The sequence below is a fragment of the Pseudoalteromonas denitrificans DSM 6059 genome (genome assembly GCF_900112265.1).
Classification (GTDB): Bacteria; Pseudomonadota; Gammaproteobacteria; order Enterobacterales; family Alteromonadaceae; genus Pseudoalteromonas; species Pseudoalteromonas denitrificans.
The window spans coordinates 1-19,031 of record NZ_FOLO01000046.1 but is presented as its reverse complement, the minus strand read 5'-3'; the positions used below and the strand labels follow the sequence as shown (position 1 = coordinate 19,031).

19 protein-coding genes are annotated in these 19,031 nt (G+C 35.3%); 9 read left to right on the top strand and 10 right to left on the bottom strand.

Annotated elements, in window-relative coordinates:
* Positions 1-83 precede the first annotated feature (83 nt).
* Both BM088_RS20275 and BM088_RS20270 read right to left on the bottom strand, forming a co-directional pair.
* Complete coding sequence (locus BM088_RS20275; RefSeq protein WP_091989043.1) at positions 84-704, bottom strand: FMN-binding negative transcriptional regulator; 621 nt, start codon at positions 702-704, stop codon at positions 84-86.
* Positions 691-1,302, bottom strand: a complete 612-nt coding sequence (locus BM088_RS20270) for a GNAT family N-acetyltransferase (RefSeq protein ID WP_091989040.1) — start codon at positions 1,300-1,302, stop codon at positions 691-693. Before BM088_RS20270 ends, BM088_RS20275 begins: the two co-directional genes overlap by 14 nt.
* Between BM088_RS20270 and pdxR the strand changes: the two genes are divergently transcribed.
* The 6 genes from pdxR (at position 1,301) to BM088_RS20240 (ending at position 6,643) form a co-directional block, all read left to right on the top strand.
* On the top strand, positions 1,301-2,887 hold the full coding sequence (gene pdxR, locus BM088_RS20265; RefSeq protein ID WP_245763877.1) for a MocR-like pyridoxine biosynthesis transcription factor PdxR: 1,587 nt from the start codon (positions 1,301-1,303) through the stop codon (positions 2,885-2,887). The two genes, BM088_RS20270 and pdxR, sit on opposite strands and share 2 nt — an antisense overlap.
* 111 nt (positions 2,888-2,998) lie before the next feature.
* Positions 2,999-3,448 carry a hemerythrin domain-containing protein gene (locus tag BM088_RS20260; RefSeq protein ID WP_091989037.1) on the top strand — a complete coding sequence of 150 codons (450 nt, stop codon included), beginning with the start codon at positions 2,999-3,001 and terminating at the stop codon, positions 3,446-3,448.
* 66 nt (positions 3,449-3,514) lie between these two features.
* Positions 3,515-3,793: a DUF2249 domain-containing protein gene (locus BM088_RS20255; protein ID WP_091989034.1), complete on the top strand. Its 279-nt coding sequence runs from the start codon at positions 3,515-3,517 to the stop codon at positions 3,791-3,793.
* An 11-nt stretch (positions 3,794-3,804) separates the two neighbouring features.
* Positions 3,805-5,091, top strand: a complete 1,287-nt coding sequence (locus BM088_RS20250; protein WP_091989032.1) for a hypothetical protein — start codon at positions 3,805-3,807, stop codon at positions 5,089-5,091.
* Positions 5,092-5,144: 53 nt separating this feature from the next.
* Complete coding sequence (locus tag BM088_RS20245; protein ID WP_245763879.1) at positions 5,145-6,206, top strand: site-2 protease family protein; 1,062 nt, start codon at positions 5,145-5,147, stop codon at positions 6,204-6,206.
* Between the two features lie 209 nt (positions 6,207-6,415).
* The gene (locus BM088_RS20240; protein WP_091989029.1) at positions 6,416-6,643 is read left to right on the top strand and encodes a hypothetical protein; all 228 of its coding nucleotides are present in this window, start codon (positions 6,416-6,418) and stop codon (positions 6,641-6,643) included.
* Positions 6,644-6,646: 3 nt separating this feature from the next.
* Here BM088_RS20240 and BM088_RS20235 read toward each other — a convergent pair whose 3' ends face one another.
* Entirely contained in the window at positions 6,647-7,576 is a 930-nt protein-coding gene (locus tag BM088_RS20235) for an AEC family transporter (RefSeq protein ID WP_091989026.1), read from the bottom strand.
* Between the two features lie 156 nt (positions 7,577-7,732).
* On the opposite strand from BM088_RS20235, the gene BM088_RS20230 reads away from it, so the two are divergent.
* The gene (locus BM088_RS20230) at positions 7,733-8,143 is read left to right on the top strand and encodes a YacL family protein (RefSeq protein WP_091989023.1); all 411 of its coding nucleotides are present in this window, start codon (positions 7,733-7,735) and stop codon (positions 8,141-8,143) included.
* Between the two features lie 42 nt (positions 8,144-8,185).
* Here BM088_RS20230 and BM088_RS20225 read toward each other — a convergent pair whose 3' ends face one another.
* From BM088_RS20225 to glnA, 7 genes are all read right to left on the bottom strand, one after another.
* Positions 8,186-8,380: a hypothetical protein gene (locus tag BM088_RS20225; RefSeq protein WP_091989021.1), complete on the bottom strand. Its 195-nt coding sequence runs from the start codon at positions 8,378-8,380 to the stop codon at positions 8,186-8,188.
* 155 nt (positions 8,381-8,535) lie between these two features.
* Positions 8,536-9,543 (bottom strand): tetratricopeptide repeat protein, encoded by a 1,008-nt coding sequence (locus BM088_RS20220; protein WP_091989018.1) that lies wholly within the window; start codon positions 9,541-9,543, stop codon positions 8,536-8,538.
* Positions 9,544-9,617: 74 nt separating this feature from the next.
* On the bottom strand, positions 9,618-10,079 hold the full coding sequence (locus BM088_RS20215; RefSeq protein ID WP_091989015.1) for a Crp/Fnr family transcriptional regulator: 462 nt from the start codon (positions 10,077-10,079) through the stop codon (positions 9,618-9,620).
* A gap of 54 nt (positions 10,080-10,133) precedes the next feature.
* Positions 10,134-11,519 (bottom strand): nitrogen regulation protein NR(I), encoded by a 1,386-nt coding sequence (gene ntrC, locus BM088_RS20210; RefSeq protein ID WP_091989012.1) that lies wholly within the window; start codon positions 11,517-11,519, stop codon positions 10,134-10,136.
* 57 nt (positions 11,520-11,576) lie between these two features.
* Positions 11,577-12,689, bottom strand: coding sequence for a nitrogen regulation protein NR(II) (gene glnL / locus BM088_RS20205; RefSeq protein ID WP_091989010.1), 1,113 nt, complete (start codon positions 12,687-12,689; stop codon positions 11,577-11,579).
* A 181-nt stretch (positions 12,690-12,870) separates the two neighbouring features.
* Entirely contained in the window at positions 12,871-13,416 is a 546-nt protein-coding gene (locus BM088_RS20200; protein ID WP_091989007.1) for a DUF4124 domain-containing protein, read from the bottom strand.
* Positions 13,417-13,602: 186 nt separating this feature from the next.
* Positions 13,603-15,009, bottom strand: coding sequence for a glutamate--ammonia ligase (gene glnA, locus BM088_RS20195; protein ID WP_091989004.1), 1,407 nt, complete (start codon positions 15,007-15,009; stop codon positions 13,603-13,605).
* A gap of 448 nt (positions 15,010-15,457) precedes the next feature.
* On the opposite strand from glnA, the gene typA reads away from it, so the two are divergent.
* On the top strand, positions 15,458-17,281 hold the full coding sequence (gene typA, locus BM088_RS20190; RefSeq protein WP_091989001.1) for a translational GTPase TypA: 1,824 nt from the start codon (positions 15,458-15,460) through the stop codon (positions 17,279-17,281).
* Positions 17,282-17,561: 280 nt separating this feature from the next.
* Positions 17,562-18,926, top strand: a complete 1,365-nt coding sequence (locus BM088_RS20185) for a BCCT family transporter (RefSeq protein ID WP_245763876.1) — start codon at positions 17,562-17,564, stop codon at positions 18,924-18,926.
* Positions 18,927-19,031: the final 105 nt, after the last annotated feature.

Genomic DNA, 19,031 nt, shown 5'->3' with positions numbered 1-19,031 from the left:
ATGATGTATTTAACGAATGATATAACCGTAATAAGTAAATAACAGTGGGCTTTTATAATGAAATAATTTTATAGACTTGTTTGTTATTCAAGCATCCTTTCAGCTAATTTATTTTTACCACTTAGTTTGAGTTGTTCTGAAATCTCCATTTTTATTTCATTTGTTTTATTTTGACTTAGTTTAAAGCGGCCCTCGCAAGTATTTATTGTTACTTTAAAAATCGTGATTGCATTTAGCATGTGTTTAATTGCTTTACTTGGTGCTGACTTTAATAACCAAGGTATATCTTGTCCTTGCTCAAAAAGTTGGCTTGTTAGGTCCATTTGCTGATATTTTTCATTGTGATTAGATATCTCAATAGCTTCACCTGAAATATGTACTTTTCTGTAGTTCCAAGTAGGCACAGATTGCTTTGATTTATTATTTTGTGAAACATAACTTGGAGAAATATACGCATCTTCGCCATGAAATATTAAACTTACATGAACAGTTTGGCTGTTTTTTAGTCGCTCGGATAAAGGGTGATGATTACTGACATGACCAATTAAAAATAATTCATTTTCATCATAATGAAAGGGTATATGACTAATGTGAAGCTCTCGTTCATCTTTGATTAAAAGTGTTGCTAATGGGTAGTCAGCAATTAATTTGGTTAACTGCTTATTATTTTTCGAATCGGTACTGTAATGTTTAGGCGGGTACATGTTCAAACTCCTGAGACTTTGAGCCTGTTTTTAATAAATGGGATTTGATTTGAGGCCATTCACTATCTATGATGCTGAACATAGCCGTATTGCGATAATCCCCATTGGGTGCGCGTCGGTGTTTTCTAAGTATGCCTTCAAAATGACCGCCAATTCTGGCAATTGCAGCGCGTGATTGCTTGTTATGTTCGTTAGTGCAAATCTCAACTCGTGCCATGTTTAATTCTTCGAAAGCATATTTAAGCATTAAATATTTTGCATGAGAATTTACATAGGTCCGCTGGAATTCAGGAGCTATAAAGGTATGGCCTATTTCTAAAGATTTATCTTTTTCATTGAGCCTAAATAGTCTGGTAGAACCAATTACTTGATTGGTTTTTTTATCAAGTGTAACAAATGCAATTTGTTGGCCTAGTGCCATTTCATTGATTGCTTCTTTCATCCAAGTTGTGGCAACTTCTGTTGTTTCACATCGATTTATTGGCATGTGCTGCCACATCTCAGGGTAGTTTCCTGCTGCACGATAAGCTTCTAAATGCCCCATAGTCATAGGAATTAATTTAATTAATTGGCTTTGTAGTATTTGTGGTTTAAACATGGATATCTCCTTTTTATTTATAGCTATTATGGTTTTTATTTATAGCTATTATGGTTTTTATTGGTATAAAGACTACAACCAGAATTTATTTATTGGGTATACCACTTTGAGATCACTTTCACTTAATTTGAATACAATTGGAAAAGCAAAATATATTGTGATTGCGGACGCAATTCGCCAAGCGATTAAGCAAGGTCAAGTTGCACCCGCTGAAGCTCTACCTTCGGCACGTAAACTTGCTGAACAGTTGAAGACGAACCGCCATACCATAATGGCGGCTTTTGCTGAGCTGGTGGCAGAAGGTTGGGTGGAAGCAAAAGAGCGATCTGGTTATCGTGTTGCATCAGATTTACCTATTCAAGCAAGTCAGAGCATAGATAAAGTGGAAACTAGTCAAAAACAGTTTCAATGGCAGTTTGTACGTAAAGGTATTATTCAAAAGCCTATTAAAGCGACTGACTTTAAATATAACTTTGCTGGAGGGCAGCCTGATCTACGAATTTTTCCATTTGATGAATTTAGAGGTCATTTTTCTCAGGCTTGTCAAAAGCCTAGGTTTGATGATTTGAGTTATGGAGATAGTAAGGGATTACCTGAATTAATAGATCAAGTTTCTACTTATTTGAGACGGGTACGCTCTATTACCAACAAGGAAATTATGATTTGTAATGGATCGCAAGAGGCTTTATATATGGTTTCTCAGCTATTATTATTACCCGATGATAAGGTTGCAGTAGAAGAGTTAGGGTATCCACCTGCCTGGGCCGCTTTTAGGAGTGCAGGGGCAGAGTTAGTGGGTATTAAACAAGATGATAAAGGGATATTGCCTGATCACTTAGAGCAACAGCTTAAAACCAATACAATTAAACTTCTTTATTTAACACCATTACATCAATATCCAACAACCGTGACTTTAGATGCTGCCAGGCGAATGAAAATTTATCAGCTAGCTGCTAAATATAAAGTCGCTATTATTGAAGATGATTATGATCACGAATTCCATTATAAGTGCCAACCAATTGCTCCTATGGCTGCAGATGATCCTGTCGGTTTGGTTATTTATATTTCGACATTCTCTAAGTTAATGTTTGGTGGTGCGCGAGTGGGGTATGTCGCTGCAAACAATGAATTGATTAATGGGCTTGCTGGATATAAAACATTAATGAATCATAAAAATAATGTTTTGATCCAACAAACAGTTGCAAGGTGGATGAAAGAAGGGGGATTTGAATGTCATTTACGACGTATGACACGTATATACCAAAAGCGAAGAGATATCACAGTTGAAATTTTAATACATTATCAAAAATTGGGATTGCCTATTCAATTTAAGAGCCCTGATGGCGGTATGGCACTGTGGCTTGATATGGGAAAGTCTATCTTTGGTTTAAAAGAAAAGTTATTTGCCAAACAGGTTTATCTGCAAACACAGTTTGAATTTAATTTAGATAATGGGAATGATGCACAAGTAGCTCATTCATCTTCATCTCGTTTTATTCGAATTGGCTTTGCTGCTATGGAAGAAAATGAATTAAAGCAAGGGTTGAGTATTATAATGAGTACCTTGTATGAGGATAATGTTTAGAATCCAATAAGCTAATTTATAATCATTTACTGACATTTTATTAATACAGGTCAAAGTTCTAAATGTTTAAATCGCTAAAATTATGGAATTGAAATGACAGGGTAAAATAATATGAGTTCAATTCCAGATTATATGACGGTAAAACATCGTGAATGTGACGATACTTTTGCAGAAGCTGAATCTGCGGTTGCAAAAAATAATTGGTCACTGGCAAAAGAAAAATGGCAATTATTTACTACAGATCTAGATTTGCATTTTGAAGCTGAAGAAACCATTTTATTTCCTCAATTTGAAAAGGCGACAGGAATTATTGCTGGCCCAACTCAGGTTATGCGAAGCGAGCATGAGCAAATGCGTGTTTTAGTGCAAGGTTTAAATAAAGCACTTAGTGAAAATAAAAAAGATGAATTTTTAGGTTTATCCGATACGCTAATGGTTTTAATGCAACAACATAATATGAAAGAGGAAATGATGCTGTACCCTATGAGTCAGCAGCATATTCCTATGGAGTTGGATATTTTGAAGCAGCTAAAGGAGCATTGTGAGGCTGTACTTAACTAACTTTGAACTTTCAATTTAATTACTTTAGGGGATGAAAATCCCCACGAACTAAAACCAAAGAGCAATATGGAATTAATTGTAATTGATGTCAGTGAATTAGTACCTCCTGAACCTATGGTTGAGATATTAAAAGCATTATCAAAACTAGAGCCATCGCAATGCTTAAAAGTGATTCACAGTCGAGAACCATTCCCTTTATATAAAAAACTCAGTGAATCTAACTGGTGTTACTTTGTTCAATCATTATCAGAAAAGAGAGCAGACTTTAAACGATTTAATATCTTTGTTTATAAGCGAGCGCAAAGTGATTATTTCGAAAGCTTGTTTACTTCTGTGCCACTATAAATTGAATTATTATGAATATGTCGGGTTTGTCGTTTGATGCTTTGCCTTCTATTAATATTCCATTTCGGTATTTTTTAATTTCCCCTATTTTTGTAATTTTTACTGCTTTATTTATTATGTATTCTGGCCCAGATGTTTGGTTTAGTAGATGGCACCCGAGTATGTTTGCTATTACACATGGGTTTACTTTAGGTTTTATTACTACTGTGATGATGGGGGCATTATTTCAAATCTTTCCTGTTGCGTGTGGTACTGGTTTTCCAAAAGTTAACTTAGTTGCTGATTTTAGTTTTGTGCTACATTCATTGGGTACATTTTGTTTAATGTTAAACTTCGCTTGGCCTGATCCTATTATTAAAACTTTATCTATCATTTTTTTGATTTGCGGTTTTGGTATTTATATATGCGCTGTTATTTGGACTTTAATGAAAAAGTTAAGTCAAGGGGTTGTTATTTTAGGCATTAGGCTTGGCGTTATTGCTTTTGTGATAGTGATTTTATTAGGCGTTTCATTACAGTTAGGTGTTTTTTATGGTGATAAAAATATTACAAATTTACATGTTTTATGGGGTGGTTTTGGTTGGATAGGTTTACTTATTATGGCAGTGAGCTTTCAAATCATTCCTATGTTTCATGTTGCACCTGATTTTCCTAGAGTGATTTCAAAAAGCATTCCTTTTCTTATTATAATTTTATTATTGCTCGCTTCTTTTTTAAGAGACACTCCCACTCATTTAATCACATTTTTATTGATGATTAACAGTATTTATTCAATTAGCGTTTTGTATGTTGTAAGCAAACGAAAACGTAAAATTCCTGATGTAACAATTCAATACTGGCAATTGGCTTCAATAGCCATATTGATATTGTTTTTTCTTTTTTGTTTTGGAAAATATTTCCTGCCTGATGATATTATGAAAAAACAGACTCTGCTAGGAGGCGCTATTTTTATCTATTTTTATCTTGTTTCAATTATTCAAGGCATGCTGCTTAAAATTATTCCTTTTTTAAGTTATACCCATTTACAACAACGATCTTTAATGAACTTTGAAGTAATGGCATTGTTGCCAAATATGCATGATTTTATTAATAAAAAACAAGCTGCGTTTTTGTTTAAACTGCATATGACAACAGGCGTTTGTTTAGTGTTTACAATACTTTACCCTTATGTGAGTTGGCTTTTTGGCTGTTTATTGTTAATGGAATTTAGTGGCTTATTATTTTTGATGTTAAAAGCTGTTTCCTTGTATAAAAGTAGCTCAGATAAAATTAATCACTTATTAGTAAACCCGAGTTGAGGTTCGTTATAAATCAGATAAAATAAGTGCATTAAAAATGATTCAGTGAGTAAATAAAGTTGTTAAATATCGCACTATTTGAGAAAGACCTCAGACTTGAAATGGATGAAACGGGTTTACAGTGTTTATATTGGGCTGATGAACTGGTAAGTCAGGTTGATTTAACAGGTAATAGAGTATCAGAGATAGTGCATAGATTTCAGTTACTGCAACATAATGAATCTATAGAGATCAGCCTGAATTTACAGGCGAAAGAACAAATTGTTGAATATCAGTTATGGATAGATCAAAAACAACATACCTTTGGTGAATTTCAATTACCACAAACAGGTCACCTTGCAAAATCAGAACAAAAAAAAGGCTTTTTAGGGCTCGCTGCATTAGCTTTTAAATTATTGAAAAGCGCAAAAGTGATTAAAGCCGTTCTTGCAGGTGCATCGGTTGCAGGTTATGCCTGGCTATTTTCAATTGAATTTGCCTTAGTAATCGTGACGTGTTTGGTTGTGCATGAATATGGTCATGTAAAAGCCATGCAGTATTTTGGTATAAAAACAAAAGGAATATATTTAATTCCATTTGTAGGCGGTTTAGCTGTTTCTGACGATAAGATAAATACTCGTTGGCAAGATGTAGTGATCTCCATTATGGGGCCTTGTTTTGGATTATTTATGTCATTGGCATGTATTGTTTTGTATTACGCCACTGAGATGGAATTGTTTGCCGGTGCCGCGGTATTAAGCGCCTTGCTTAATCTCTTTAATCTTTTGCCTATTTTGCCATTAGATGGAGGTCATGTTCTTAAAAGCATAAGTTTTTCAATGCGTTCTTGGGTTGGGTTATCTGTATGCATGTCGGGTATCGCTTTAGGTGCTTGGGTTGCTTATACTTTTGGTTTAGCTTTGTTAGTGTTCTTTTTATTTGTAGGCTCTATTGAGGTGATTTTTGAGTGGCGACAGCGCCATTACTCACACTTAATACCACTAGACAAATATGGTCAAATTTTTTCAAGTGTTTGGTATTTATTGATTGCTTTAGGGCATATTTTGATCATTGTGAGTTTTGCTGATTCTAAAAATCCGATTCTCAGTTTACCAATGAAAATATTGGGTAGCTAAGTGCTGTCATCATTTAAACTAAAAGTTAGTTATTTTAACTATTTAGTTTGATGTTGAATTTATAGGTTTATTTAACTGTATGAAATATAATGCTATTTAAGTTGGCGTGATACTTGTATTATCAAAACGCGTAATAATGAATTGATATTAATATTTAATCATTTTTAGATTTTTATTGGTATTAAAAATTGAAAGAAAGAGGTTTTTTTATGTCACAACAAGGCTCAGGTGGTAACGTCATTGCTGCTATTTGCAATATATTTTTCCCAGGCTTAGGCCAGTTAGTACAAGGCCGTATTATGTCGGCTTTGATCTTCGCAATTATTGTATTTGGTGGATATGCGCTTTGGTTTTTAATTGTGCCAGCAATTATTGGTGCAATTGTACATTTATGGGCAATTATTGATGCAGCCAAATATGATAACCGCTCAGGTTAGCATTTATAATAAAATGCTTAGCCAAAAACTAAAACTAAAAACTGACAGTATCGTTGATAATACAACGGTACTGGCTAAAGTTGCTTGATGCTGCTTAAGCTGTAAGGCAATTAAATAGGCATTTACACCTAGTGGCGAGGCACTTAATAATACAACAACAGCGAGCAGATCTTCATCTAACTTAACTAAAGATCTTCCTAAGCCGTAAACCAAAGCAGGTAATAACAAGAGTTTTAAAGCACTTGCTAAAGCAGGTAAATGCCAATTTTTACCTATCTTATAAAAGCTTAGATTAGCTCCTAAAACAAATAAAGCACCAGTCAATGCTGGTTTTGATAATAATGAAAGTGCATTCTCTAACTGTATGGGGAATTTTATTTTAAGAGCATTAAAAATTAAGCCTAGTGTAATACTTGAAACAACAGGGTTAAATAATACATTTTTAACAAATTGCGACCAATTGAAAGATACAGCTTGGTTTTTTATTTGGCTTAATAAAAAAGTAAGCGTAAATAATAGGGCGCTATGAAAAGTGATTATAAAAAACACACTACCCATTACATGTGTGCCGATAGCGGAAACTATAATGGGTAAACCAATTAATACGGTATTGGAATAGCTGGAACCTAATGCATAGGTTGCAGATGCAGATATGTTAGCATGGCTTTTGTTAGCTAAAACTTGATTTGCTATAAAAGCGATTGCAAATGTGGCTAAAACAGGAATATAAAAAACAATGAGTGCACTCGTATTCAGGCTTGTTGCCAAAGGTGCTTGAAACATATTCAAAAATAAAAAAACAGGTATGCACAAATTAAAAATAAACTTGCTGATCCCATTAATGTCTTCTTTGTTTAAAAATTTAAAACGCGTCGTTATAAACCCAAGGATCACCATAAACAACAATGGAAAGATAATTGTAAAAATTGCCATAAAAAGCCCCTCAGAAATATTGGGCGCATTATGACGTGTATGGTTAATCAGGCATAGTAAAATTCAAAATTGTTTATATTAAGAATTTTTGCTTATTGGTCACCATGAGGTATATACTGCGCGGCTGTTTAATTGGTGCAAGTTATAGGTAACCTTATGGAATTTGAATTTATTAGAGATCCTGATTTAGACGCCTCAGGTAAGGGGTTTCAGGTAGACTTTTCTCATGAGCATCGTATTGTAGGTCGTTGGTTAATTGAAGAGTTTGGTATTGATCTTGATGCTTTGCAGAACATATTTGATGTTATGTCAGATATTAGCGCAGGTAAAGTTGAAGACAAATTCATTTTAGGAAAAGAAGTCAGCTTAAGGTTGAATCGATATGAAGCTTTAATAGAAGCTAACTCTTTGCATCAAGAAGAGCATGACTTATCTGTTTTTGCAGATGATGCCCTTGAACTTGATGATAATGGTTTATCGGCGGGTTGTGGCTTTGAGGATTTTTTAGATATGCTTGAAGCTTGGCGTGACTTTGTAATTGATAATAGTCGTAAGCGCCGCAGGTAATTTAATTTTTCAGGTATAACTTTAAGTTTTCACTATCAACTTTCAAGCTGATTTTTCTTTTATGACGTAAGTTATTTCTTCTTTTTGTTCAATATGCCCTGTTTCTTGATTTAGCTCCCAAACTAACTCGGGCTGTTCCTCTATTGAATAATCAAAACTTTCAGTTGTTACTGTCATTTCACAGGCGGTTAAACTTGTTAGAGCAAAAGTTGCAATAAAAATATTCATAAATTTCATTTTGTTAATTCCTTTTTATCTTATGTTTTGAATTTTAAAATAAAATTTTATTGATAGATAATTTAAATGTTAAAAGGATAAAACAGATGATGAAAGGTGATACAGAGAGGTTTATAGATAGGCTGAACATTTACAGCCCATACAGATGAATCCAGTTAAATTTGTTTTTTTGCTTTGCGTTTCAACTTATTATCGGTAGCGTTATTATAAGCCCAATTAAAATAGGTATTTGCTTTATCGGGTTGTTTGTTAAGCTTATATAATTGCGCTAAACGAAAGTGTGCCCACTGGTAATAACTGTCGTTTGGTGTATTAACCTGCTTAATGTAGTTCTCTAATGCTGTTATGCCAATGTCTAGTTTTTCTTTGGTTTCAGTTGCGATTCGACCTGAAAAATAAAGAGCTTCAAGATGGTTATCGATTTCATATTGTTCTATTTTGTTTGTTTTTTTATTGATAGCTAAGGGAAATTGACTGGCTTTGATGAAATATTTTTGAGCTTTTTCAAGTTCTTTGTCACTCCAGTAAGTATGTCCAATAGCAACATGTAAAGCAATATCATCAGGGTATTGCTTTAATCCTTTATTAAATAATTCTTCTAGGGCATCTTCATTATCATCTTGCATGAAATAGGCTAGTTGTGCGTCAAAGCCTTCACGTGCATCTAATTTTGTTATTTGTTCTACCAATTTTTTGCCTTCTGCCATGTCTCCGCCAGCAATAGAAGGTGCTTTTATATAAAACTGCATTAAAGCGGATAAATAATTTAAGTTTGTTGGCTCTAATTGCAGTGCTTTTTTAAATCCATCAAGTGCTTTTTTAGCATAACTTAATGCACTGAATATTGAGTTCTGTGCCTGAGCTGCCATTATGCTGGCATATACATAGTTTGTTTTACTATGGTTTAAGTTGAGTTTTAGTAAAGGTGTAATGATGTTTTCTGCAATATCCAGTTTATTGGAGCGATAATAACTTTGAGATAACAATAAAGACTTTTCAAGTGAGGTATTTTTTCCGGCTTCAATTTTATCAATAACGGTTTGATATTTTTTTTGCTCAAAAGATTGTTTTAAAACTGCTATTTCATTTGAAAGGTTACTTTCATTGGCAATTAAATTTATTGAAAACAATATAAGCGTCAAGCTTAATATTTTAGAAGTCACTGTGATAATCCATTATTTTTTATTAGAATAACATTTTATAAGGTTAGCGTTGTTAAAAATGATAAAGCAAATACTCATAATTGCTTTTTTTCTAATAATCGACTGAGTTGCTCTATTCTTTTACTCATGCCAAATATTATTTTATCTTTCATTTTTTCTCTGATCACAGCAGGTAACTTAGTAAGCGACTTTGGTGTGATAACAAGTAAAATAGAATCTTCAATAGCACGGGCATTGATACTACGTTCACTTTGATTGATAAATCCGCCTTCGCCTATGAACTCCCCCGGATATACGGTTGCAAGTTCAACCATATCGTTTTGACGATACATAGTTAAACTACCACTTAAAATAATGTATAGATTTTTATCATCATCAAATTGTTTGAATACAAAACGTTTTTGATGAACTAAATATAATTGGGAAAAGGACTCTAATAAAACCTGTCGTTCGGAAAGACTAAAATTATTGAAAAAATTTAATCGATTGGTAATTTCCATTTGTTTTATAAGCGGAATGTTTTCTATGAGCTTCATGTATTATTATTTTTAATAAACAGAAGCCCATTCAAACAAAGAAACTCAAGAGGCTCAAGCAATATTTTGCTCTTTTAGTTTTCGGGTCAGGGTATTTCTTCCCCAACCAATTTTCATGGCTGCGTCTTGTTTGTGTCCGTTACAATTAGCCAGTGCACTTTTAATTAAACGGGCTTCTAATTGGGTTTGAATTTGCGGCCAAATATTTTCTTTGCCCTGCTTTAATTCACTTTCAAGCCAAATTTGAAACTCATCTAACCAATTTGCTTTGGCAACTATGCTCTGTTCGTCGGTAATTTCTTCTGGTAGGTCTTCGATTGCAATGAGTTGACCTGGTGCCATTACAGTTAACCAGCGGCAGCTATTTTCCAGTTGCCTGACATTGCCAGGCCAATTAAATGATTGTAACTTTTTACTGGCTTCGGGGCTTAAAACCTTACACTCTACTTTTAGATCTTTGGCACTTTTGCTGAGAAAGTTTTGTGCGAGTAATTCGATATCTTCAGGGCGTTCACGTAAGGGTGGAAGTTTTAATCTAACAACATTTAGGCGATGAAATAAGTCATCTCTAAACTGCCCTTTAAATACGAGATCTTCAAGATTTTGATGGGTTGCTGCAATGATACGTACGTCAACTTTAATGCTTTGGTGACCGCCAACTCGATAGAACTCGCCATCAGAAAGCACTCTTAATAAACGCGTTTGAACATCAAGTGGCATATCCCCAATTTCATCTAAAAACAATGTACCACCATTGGCTTGTTCAAAACGTCCTTTTCGTATGTTATCAGCTCCTGTGAATGCCCCTTTTTCATGACCAAAAAGCTCAGACTCAACGAGTTCTTTAGGGATTGCTGCCATATTTAATGCTATGAACTCTTTTTCGCGGCGTGGGCTATGGTTATGTAATGCACCTGCAACGAGTTCTTTACCTGTTCCAGACTCACCATTAATTAGTACACTCATACTTGAAGCAGATAACTTTCCTATGGCTCGAAAAACTTCTTGCATAGCAGGTGCTTCACCTATGATATCGGGCGTTTTTTTAGGTTCTTTTTTAGCCTTTACTTTAATACGGCTATTAGCTCTGCAGGCACTTTCGACTAGTGTGATGGCTTCATTTAAATCAAATGGTTTTGCTAAGTATTCAAAAGCACCTTTTTGGAATGCTTGAACGGCTGAGTCTAAATCTGAATGCGCTGTCATGATGATCACTGGTAATCCAGGGTTTTCTTTCGCAACGCCCTCTAACAAAGTCATGCCATCCATGCCTGGCATACGTACATCTGATACTAATACGGTTGGCTGGCTATATTCTAAAGCTTGTATAACATCTTCTGCATTAGAAAAACTCTCAGCATGATATCCTGCACGGGTTAATGCTTTTTCTAATACAAACCGAATTGATGCGTCGTCGTCAACGAGCCAAACTGTTTTCATTTTATGTTTCCTTTTTGTAGCTAGGAATATGTACTTTTATTGTTTTTATTTTCAAGGTTATAAATTTAATGGTAAATATATATTAAATTCTGTATGCCCTGGCCAACTTTCACAATCGATATACCCATTGTGCTGATCTATCAAGGTCTGTGCGATAGATAAACCTAAACCAGAACCACCTTCTTTATTTGTAACCATGGGGAAAAAAATGGTTTCAATAATGTTTTGGTCTATTCCTGGTCCAGTATCGGATATTTGTATCTGTAATGCATTTTTCATCGATTTATTATGGATGCGCATCTGATGACGTATGCGTGTTTTAATGCGAATACTACCGGTTTTTGTATCTTTATTAGCTTCATTATTTATTATGGCTTGCTGTGCATTACGCACTATGTTTAAAACAACTTGCTGAATTTTTCCCTCATCTACTATGATATCTGGAATGCTAGGATCATAGTCTTTAATTAATTTAATGTGATTATGATTTTCTAACATACTAAGTTTCATAACTGACTCTAATGTCTGATGAATATTACATGCAGTTTTCTTTAATAATTGATTTGGCCCTAATAGCCGGTCGACCAATTCAGTTAATCTGTCTGTTTGTTCTATGATGAGATTAGTACACTCATCTCGTTCATTTTGATATGTCTCATATTGCAATAACTGCGCCGCCCCTCTAATACCACCCAAAGGATTTTTAATTTCATGAGCCAAACCTCGAATTAAGGTGCGAGCCGCATTATGTTGATGCATTTGATGTGATGCTAAATCGTGTTTTATTTCTTCATCAAGGCGGCGACACTCTAATAAAATAAGCGTTTGATTTTCATCTGTTATTGAGCGGGAACTTAATGCTATTTTTGCATGGCGAGAGTCTATGAAAACCACATCAGCTCTATGTTGGTGACAATCTATTCCTTGCTGCAGGGTATGACTCGTTATTCTAGCAAGGTCAATTGTATGGTGGCTAAACAAGGCGCTAAATTCTTGTCCTATAAATCTCTTTTCACCTAAAGCAAATAATTCTTTTGCACTTTCATTGGCGTAAATCACAATTAAGTTTTGATTAAGTAAAATTACTGAGGTTGTTAAATTTTGCCATGCAGCTTGCAGCAAAGTTGATATATTTGTATTTCTAAAATTATTTGCATCATTAGAGAACATGGTTGCACCAATTTAGTGCGTAAGTATTTTATTAGAAATGCACGATACTTAAGCGGTTTTAATGTGAGTATAGTACTCCTAATTTACCTTATGTCGCGCTGAATACGTAGTCATTTTATGTGTGTATTTTGATATTTTAAAATTAACTGGAGTTAGCTTTGATACGATATGATTTGGGTATTTAAGGACCCGTGATGATAGAGCGTCGGTGTAAAAAGAAAGTGACATTTTTACTTTTAGCAAGCATCTTTCCTTTTGCATCAATTAGTTTTAATTGTAGTTGATGTTCCCCTCTGTCTATATTGCGTATTACAAATAATATTGAAGTTTGAGGTTTACCGTATTTGGCACCATCTAAATAAAGTTGTACCTTATGACCTTGAACAAACCTAGGACCAATACGTCCGCTAATATGAACAGAGCCTGTATTATCTCTAATCGTTTCATCTGGGGTAGGGTTCGTGATATCTATCGTGAATTTTATTGTTTTTACGGTATCTTTAATATCATATAAATCGCTTGTATCTACCGCTTTCATTTCAATGGCTTTACTATTTAGTTTTATTTCTTCGGCATCAACTTGAGGTTGGGGGGAATCAGAAAAAACTAGAACACCCTGGGCATCGCGCCAAACGTAGATTTTTTTAGGTGCAGCAAAGCTTTGCATTGTGGCCATGCACAAAAAAAATGTTAATAGTATTGCTGTTAAACCCACTTTTAAACTCACTAGTGTACCCTTGTACTTTTTTGTATTAGTTAAGTCGTAACTTAAAATTATAGCAATAAATTAACATAACTGTGCTAACTCTAACTGATTGCTAAAATTTTTTCCATAAAAAAAGCCTGCTAAAGCAGGCTTTTGGAACACACATTAAATATTTCATTTAAGCTTGTTAGCTTAAATGCTGTTAAATTAACAGCTATAGTACATTTCAAACTCAACTGGGTGAGTTGTACTGTTTAATCTTTCAATTTCTTGATTTTTCAAAGATATATAAGCATCGATTAGGTCGTCAGTGAATACGCCACCTTGCGTTAAAAATTCACGATCGCTATCTAGTGCTGCAAGCGCTTCTTCTAAAGAACCTGCAACAGTTGGAATTTCAGCAGCTTCTTCAGCAGGAAGATCATAAAGATCTTTATCCATAGCATCGCCAGGGTGAATTTTGTTTTTAATTCCGTCAAGGCCAGCCATTAGCATAGATGCAAAAGCAAGGTATGGATTTGCAGTTGGATCAGGGAAGCGAACTTCAATACGACGTCCTTTAGCTGATGGTACTACTGGGATACGAATAGATGCAGAACGGTTACGTGCTGAATAAGCTAGCATTACTGGCGCTTCAAAACCTGGTACTAGACGTTTGTAAGAGTTAGTTGAGGCATTAGCAAAAGCATTGATTGCACGAGCATGTTTGATGATACCGCCTATGTAGTATAAAGCTTCTTCTGAAAGACCACCGTATTTATCACCCGCAAAGATATTTTGACCATCTTTACCTAAAGATTGATGACAATGCATGCCTGAACCATTATCGCCAACAACTGGCTTTGGCATAAACGTTGCTGTTTTACCATATAAGTGTGCCATGTTATGAATAACATACTTCATTTCTTGAATTTCATCTGCTTTTAATACCATAGTATTAAAGCGAGTTGCGATTTCGTTTTGACCTGCTGTTGCCACTTCATGGTGATGTGCTTCAACAACTTGCCCCATTTCTTCAAGTACTAAACAGGTGGCCGAACGCCAGTCTTGGAAATCATCAACAGGTGCAACAGGGAAGTAACCGCCTTTAACGCCTGGACGATGTCCTGTATTACCATCTTCGTAACTTTTGTCTGAATTCCAAGCTGCTTGCTTAGAATCAATTTTATACATAGAGCCTGACATGTCAGTTTTATATTTTACATCATCAAAAACAAAAAATTCTGGCTCAGGCCCAAATAGAACTGTATCTGCAATACCTGTAGAGCGCATGTATTCTTCTGCGCGCTTAGCAACAGAGCGAGGATCACGCTCATAACCTTGTAGTGTATCTGGTTCAACAACATCACAACGTATAATTAAGGTTGTTTCTTCTGTGAAAGGGTCTAGTTTTGCTGAATCTGCATCTGGTAGTAATACCATGTCTGATTCGTTGATGCCTTTCCAACCCGCAATTGAAGAACCGTCAAACATTTTACCGTCTTCAAAAAAATCTTCGTCAACTTGATGATGAGGAATTGATACGTGTTGTTCTTTACCTTTAGTATCAGTAAAACGTAAGTCGATAAATTTTACTTCGTTTTCCTTGATAAGTTCTAAAACCTTATGTGACATGTGTGTCCTCCAGCGTGTTGGGGTTAGTTTTATATTTTTTATATGAACTCACTAAGCTTTTATTGTGCCAATTATTTAAGTGGCTGATATTTAAAGTTATTGATCGATTTTTTGAGTCGGTTTCACTTTTAAATGCACTAAAATGATCGTCGCCTGCACCTTTTTAGTGCGTAAAGATTTGCGTTCGAGTTATTTTATTTGTGTTAGAAATTGAATGTTTTTTTATAAATAGATGCTTAAAAATCAACCTGTAATGATTTAATTTTAATTATTTTAGTTTTTTACATTGGATAAACTTTCATCTGTGCAATTATTAAGGGATAATACGCGACCAATTTTTATCTCTATGCTGAGAAATCGCATTTAATACTTTATGAAGGTATTAATAGGCGGCAAAGAGCGTAGATCTTTTTAGGATCAGCGAGATTAAATTCTCTGAGACAATTATATGAGCATCGAACAGTTACGTAATATAGCCATCATCGCGCACGTTGACCACGGTAAAACAACTTTAGTTGATAAATTACTTGAGCAATCAGGTACTTTAGAAACTCGTGGCGGTAATGAAGAACGTGTAATGGATTCTAACGATATTGAAAAAGAACGTGGTATCACAATTCTTGCAAAAAACACTGCAATCGAATGGAAAGATTACCATATCAACATCATAGATACTCCAGGACACGCCGATTTTGGTGGTGAGGTTGAACGTGTACTTTCAATGGCAGATTCTGTATTGCTATTAGTAGATGCTCAAGAAGGTCCAATGCCACAAACGCGTTTTGTAACGCAAAAAGCATTCGCACAGGGTCTTAAGCCGATCGTTGTAATCAACAAAATCGATAAGCCTGGCGCACGTCCTGATTGGGTTATGGATCAAATCTTTGATTTATTCGATAACTTAGGGGCTACTGATGATCAGTTAGATTTCCAAGTAATCTATGCATCAGCTATCAACGGTTGGGCAACAATGGACTTAGACGATAAGTCAGACAACATGGAACCTTTATTCCAAGCTGTTGTTGATAACGTAGCACCACCAGTTGTTGATGTAGATGGTGCATTCCAAATGCAAATCTCTCAACTTGATTACAACTCATATGTTGGTGTAATCGGTGTAGGTCGTATCAAACGTGGTGCTGTTAAGCCTAACCAACAGGTTACTATCATCGGTGAAGATGGTTCTTCACGTAATGCTAAAATTGGTACAGTTCAAAGCTACTTAGGTCTTGAACGTATCGAAACTGATGAAGCATTCGCAGGTAACATTGTAACTATCACAGGTTGTGGTGAGCTTAAAATTTCAGATACTGTTTGTTGTCCAACTACAGTTGAAGCATTACCACCGCTAAGTGTTGATGAGCCAACTGTAACAATGACTTTCTCTGTAAATAACTCTCCTTTCTGTGGTAAAGAAGGTAAGTTTGTTACTTCACGTAACATCCTTGAGCGTTTAGAAAAAGAATTAGTTCATAACGTTGCATTACGTGTTGAAGAAACTGAAAACCCAGATAGCTTCCGAGTTTCTGGTCGTGGTGAATTACACTTAGGTATCTTAATCGAAAACATGCGTCGTGAAGGTTTTGAGCTTGCAGTATCACGTCCACAAGTAATCATCAAAGACATCGACGGTGTTAAATCTGAACCTTTCGAAACAGTAACGATTGACTGTGAAGAACAGCATCAAGGTTCTATCATGGAGCAATTAGGTTTACGTAAAGGTGAACTTACTGATATGGCACCAGATGGTAAAGGCCGTATGCGCATGGATTTCATGATCCCAAGCCGTGGTTTAATTGGTTTCCAAACTGATTTCATGACACTAACTTCAGGTTCTGGTCTTATGTACCATACGTTTGATCATTACGGTCCTCACAAAGGCGGCGAAATCGGTCTTCGTAAGAACGGTGTAATCATTGCAAACGCAACGGGTAAGGCACTTACTAATGCATTATTCAACCTACAGCAACGTGGTAAATTATTCATCGGTCACGGTGTAGAAGTTTACGAAGGTATGGTTATCGGTATTCATAGCCGTGATAACGATCTTACAGTTAACGCACTTAAAGGTAAGCAGTTAACTAACGTTCGTGCATCAGGTACTGATGAAGCACAAACACTTACTCCACCAATCTTATTTACACTTGAGCAAGCGCTTGAGTTTATTGATGATAACGAGTTAGTAGAAGTAACGCCTGAAAACATCCGTATTCGTAAGCGTCACCTTACTGAAGGTGAACGTAAGCGCGTAAGCCGTCCTGCTAAGGCATAATTTTTGATTAAATGCAGTGAGGTTTTAACTTCACTCTTTAATTTAATATTTAAAAAAACCCGCTAATTTAGCGGGTTTTTTGTAGACTAGATTTCATTAATTCTTTTTAGCTCTTAAGCTTAAAGCTTTGAAGGCGACTATACTACAAACTGAAATTGATCATAGCGCCAGAACGATTGGATTGTAGTGAAAATATGTGACTTGAAGTGAGGTTTGATATTGGTTAATGAAGCTTGCAATGAAACTATCTTTAAATCACTTTCTATTTTTAGAGGCCATTATGAATAAAAATGAAAAAGCTGACAATAGCCAACTGAATGGCGTGACTAAATCTGTATATGAGACTGATCATGAGATTGGTGAACATAATGTTGAAATAATGGGGATGGATTTACATAACCCCGTATTTTTTAGTGCCTCGGCTTTCATTATTTTATTTGTTATTTTTACGTTATTATTTCCTGAATCTGCAAAGCATATTTTTGATGTATCAAAAAGCTGGTCTATTAATACCTTTGATTGGTTATTTATTACTAGCGGTAATTTGTTTGTTGTATTTTGTTTGGCTTTAATTGTTTTACCTTTGGGTAAAATTAGATTAGGTGGCCTGAATGCAAGAAAACAATTTAGTACGATGTCTTGGCTAGCTATGCTTTTTTCAGCAGGTATGGGCATAGGATTGATGTTTTGGAGCGTAGCAGAGCCAGTAGGATACTTTACCAATTGGTATGGTACACCTCTAAATACACCAGAAGGTACAGTTGATGCTGCAAGAATAGCACTGGGCGCAACTATGTTCCATTGGGGTTTACATCCTTGGGCAATGTATGCTGTTGTTGGTTTGTCATTGGCCTTCTTTACTTTCAATTGTAATATGCCATTAACGATTCGCTCTGCCTTTTTTCCTTTATTAGGAGATCGCGTTTGGCGCTGGCCGGGTAATGTAATTGATACGGTTGCCGTTTTAGCAACTATTTTTGGCTTGGCCACTTCACTTGGTTTTGGTGCACAGCAAGCTGCTGGAGGGTTAAATTTTTTATTTGGTATTCCTAATGGTATTTCCACTCAGATTGCGATTATTTTTATTGTAACTATCATTGCAATTTTTTCAGTGATGAGAGGTCTTGAAGGTGGCGTTAAAGTTTTAAGTAATATCAATATGTCATTGGCTTTTATTTTAATGCTATTTGTTATGATTGCGGGTTCTACCTCTGTAATTATCAGTGGTGTGGGTACAACATTATTAGCTTATGTCGAAAATATAATTCCTTTAAGTAATTGGATTGGTCGAGAAGATGAAACCTTTTATCACGGTTGGACTGTATTTTATTGGGCTTGGTGGGTTTCTTGGTCGCCATTTGTTGGTATGTTTATAGCGCGTATTTCTTTGGGTAGAACAGTACGTGAATTTATGTTGGCTGTATTGTTAGTACCCACTTTACTAACGGTTGTATGGATGTCTACGTTTGGTGGTATGGGACTCGAACAAGCTCAAAATGGCATAGGCCAATTAGCTAATGGCATCACAGATAGTTCGTTAGCATTATTTCAAATGTTAGAAAATTTACCTTTAAGTGGATTAACGTCATTTTTAGCAATTGTATTAGGGGCTGTTGATCTTTGTTTGAATTTTGTGCGTAAGTGACAATCTCGTATAATTCACTTCGCCAAAACCAAACTAAACGAGATTGTCATGCCCCGATTAATGCTCACTGATGAGCTGTGGTCGAAACTAAAAGCTATATTGCTT

Bases quoted from the DNA above. Each gene is read 5' to 3' on its own strand.
- BM088_RS20275 (WP_091989043.1), bottom strand. From the start codon at position 704: ATGTACCCGCCTAAACATTACAGTACCGATTCGAAAAATAATAAGCAG.
- pdxR (WP_245763877.1), top strand. From the start codon at position 1,301: ATGGATATCTCCTTTTTATTTATAGCTATTATGGTTTTTATTTATAGC.
- BM088_RS20270 (WP_091989040.1), bottom strand. From the start codon at position 1,302: ATGTTTAAACCACAAATACTACAAAGCCAATTAATTAAATTAATTCCT.
- BM088_RS20260 (WP_091989037.1), top strand. From the start codon at position 2,999: ATGAGTTCAATTCCAGATTATATGACGGTAAAACATCGTGAATGTGAC.
- BM088_RS20255 (WP_091989034.1), top strand. From the start codon at position 3,515: ATGGAATTAATTGTAATTGATGTCAGTGAATTAGTACCTCCTGAACCT.
- BM088_RS20250 (WP_091989032.1), top strand. From the start codon at position 3,805: ATGAATATGTCGGGTTTGTCGTTTGATGCTTTGCCTTCTATTAATATT.
- BM088_RS20240 (WP_091989029.1), top strand. From the start codon at position 6,416: ATGTCACAACAAGGCTCAGGTGGTAACGTCATTGCTGCTATTTGCAAT.
- BM088_RS20235 (WP_091989026.1), bottom strand. From the start codon at position 7,576: ATGGCAATTTTTACAATTATCTTTCCATTGTTGTTTATGGTGATCCTT.
- BM088_RS20230 (WP_091989023.1), top strand. From the start codon at position 7,733: ATGGAATTTGAATTTATTAGAGATCCTGATTTAGACGCCTCAGGTAAG.
- BM088_RS20225 (WP_091989021.1), bottom strand. From the start codon at position 8,380: ATGAAATTTATGAATATTTTTATTGCAACTTTTGCTCTAACAAGTTTA.
- BM088_RS20215 (WP_091989015.1), bottom strand. From the start codon at position 10,079: ATGAAGCTCATAGAAAACATTCCGCTTATAAAACAAATGGAAATTACC.
- ntrC (WP_091989012.1), bottom strand. From the start codon at position 11,519: ATGAAAACAGTTTGGCTCGTTGACGACGACGCATCAATTCGGTTTGTA.
- glnL (WP_091989010.1), bottom strand. From the start codon at position 12,689: ATGTTCTCTAATGATGCAAATAATTTTAGAAATACAAATATATCAACT.
- glnA (WP_091989004.1), bottom strand. From the start codon at position 15,009: ATGTCACATAAGGTTTTAGAACTTATCAAGGAAAACGAAGTAAAATTT.
- typA (WP_091989001.1), top strand. From the start codon at position 15,458: ATGAGCATCGAACAGTTACGTAATATAGCCATCATCGCGCACGTTGAC.
- BM088_RS20185 (WP_245763876.1), top strand. From the start codon at position 17,562: ATGAATAAAAATGAAAAAGCTGACAATAGCCAACTGAATGGCGTGACT.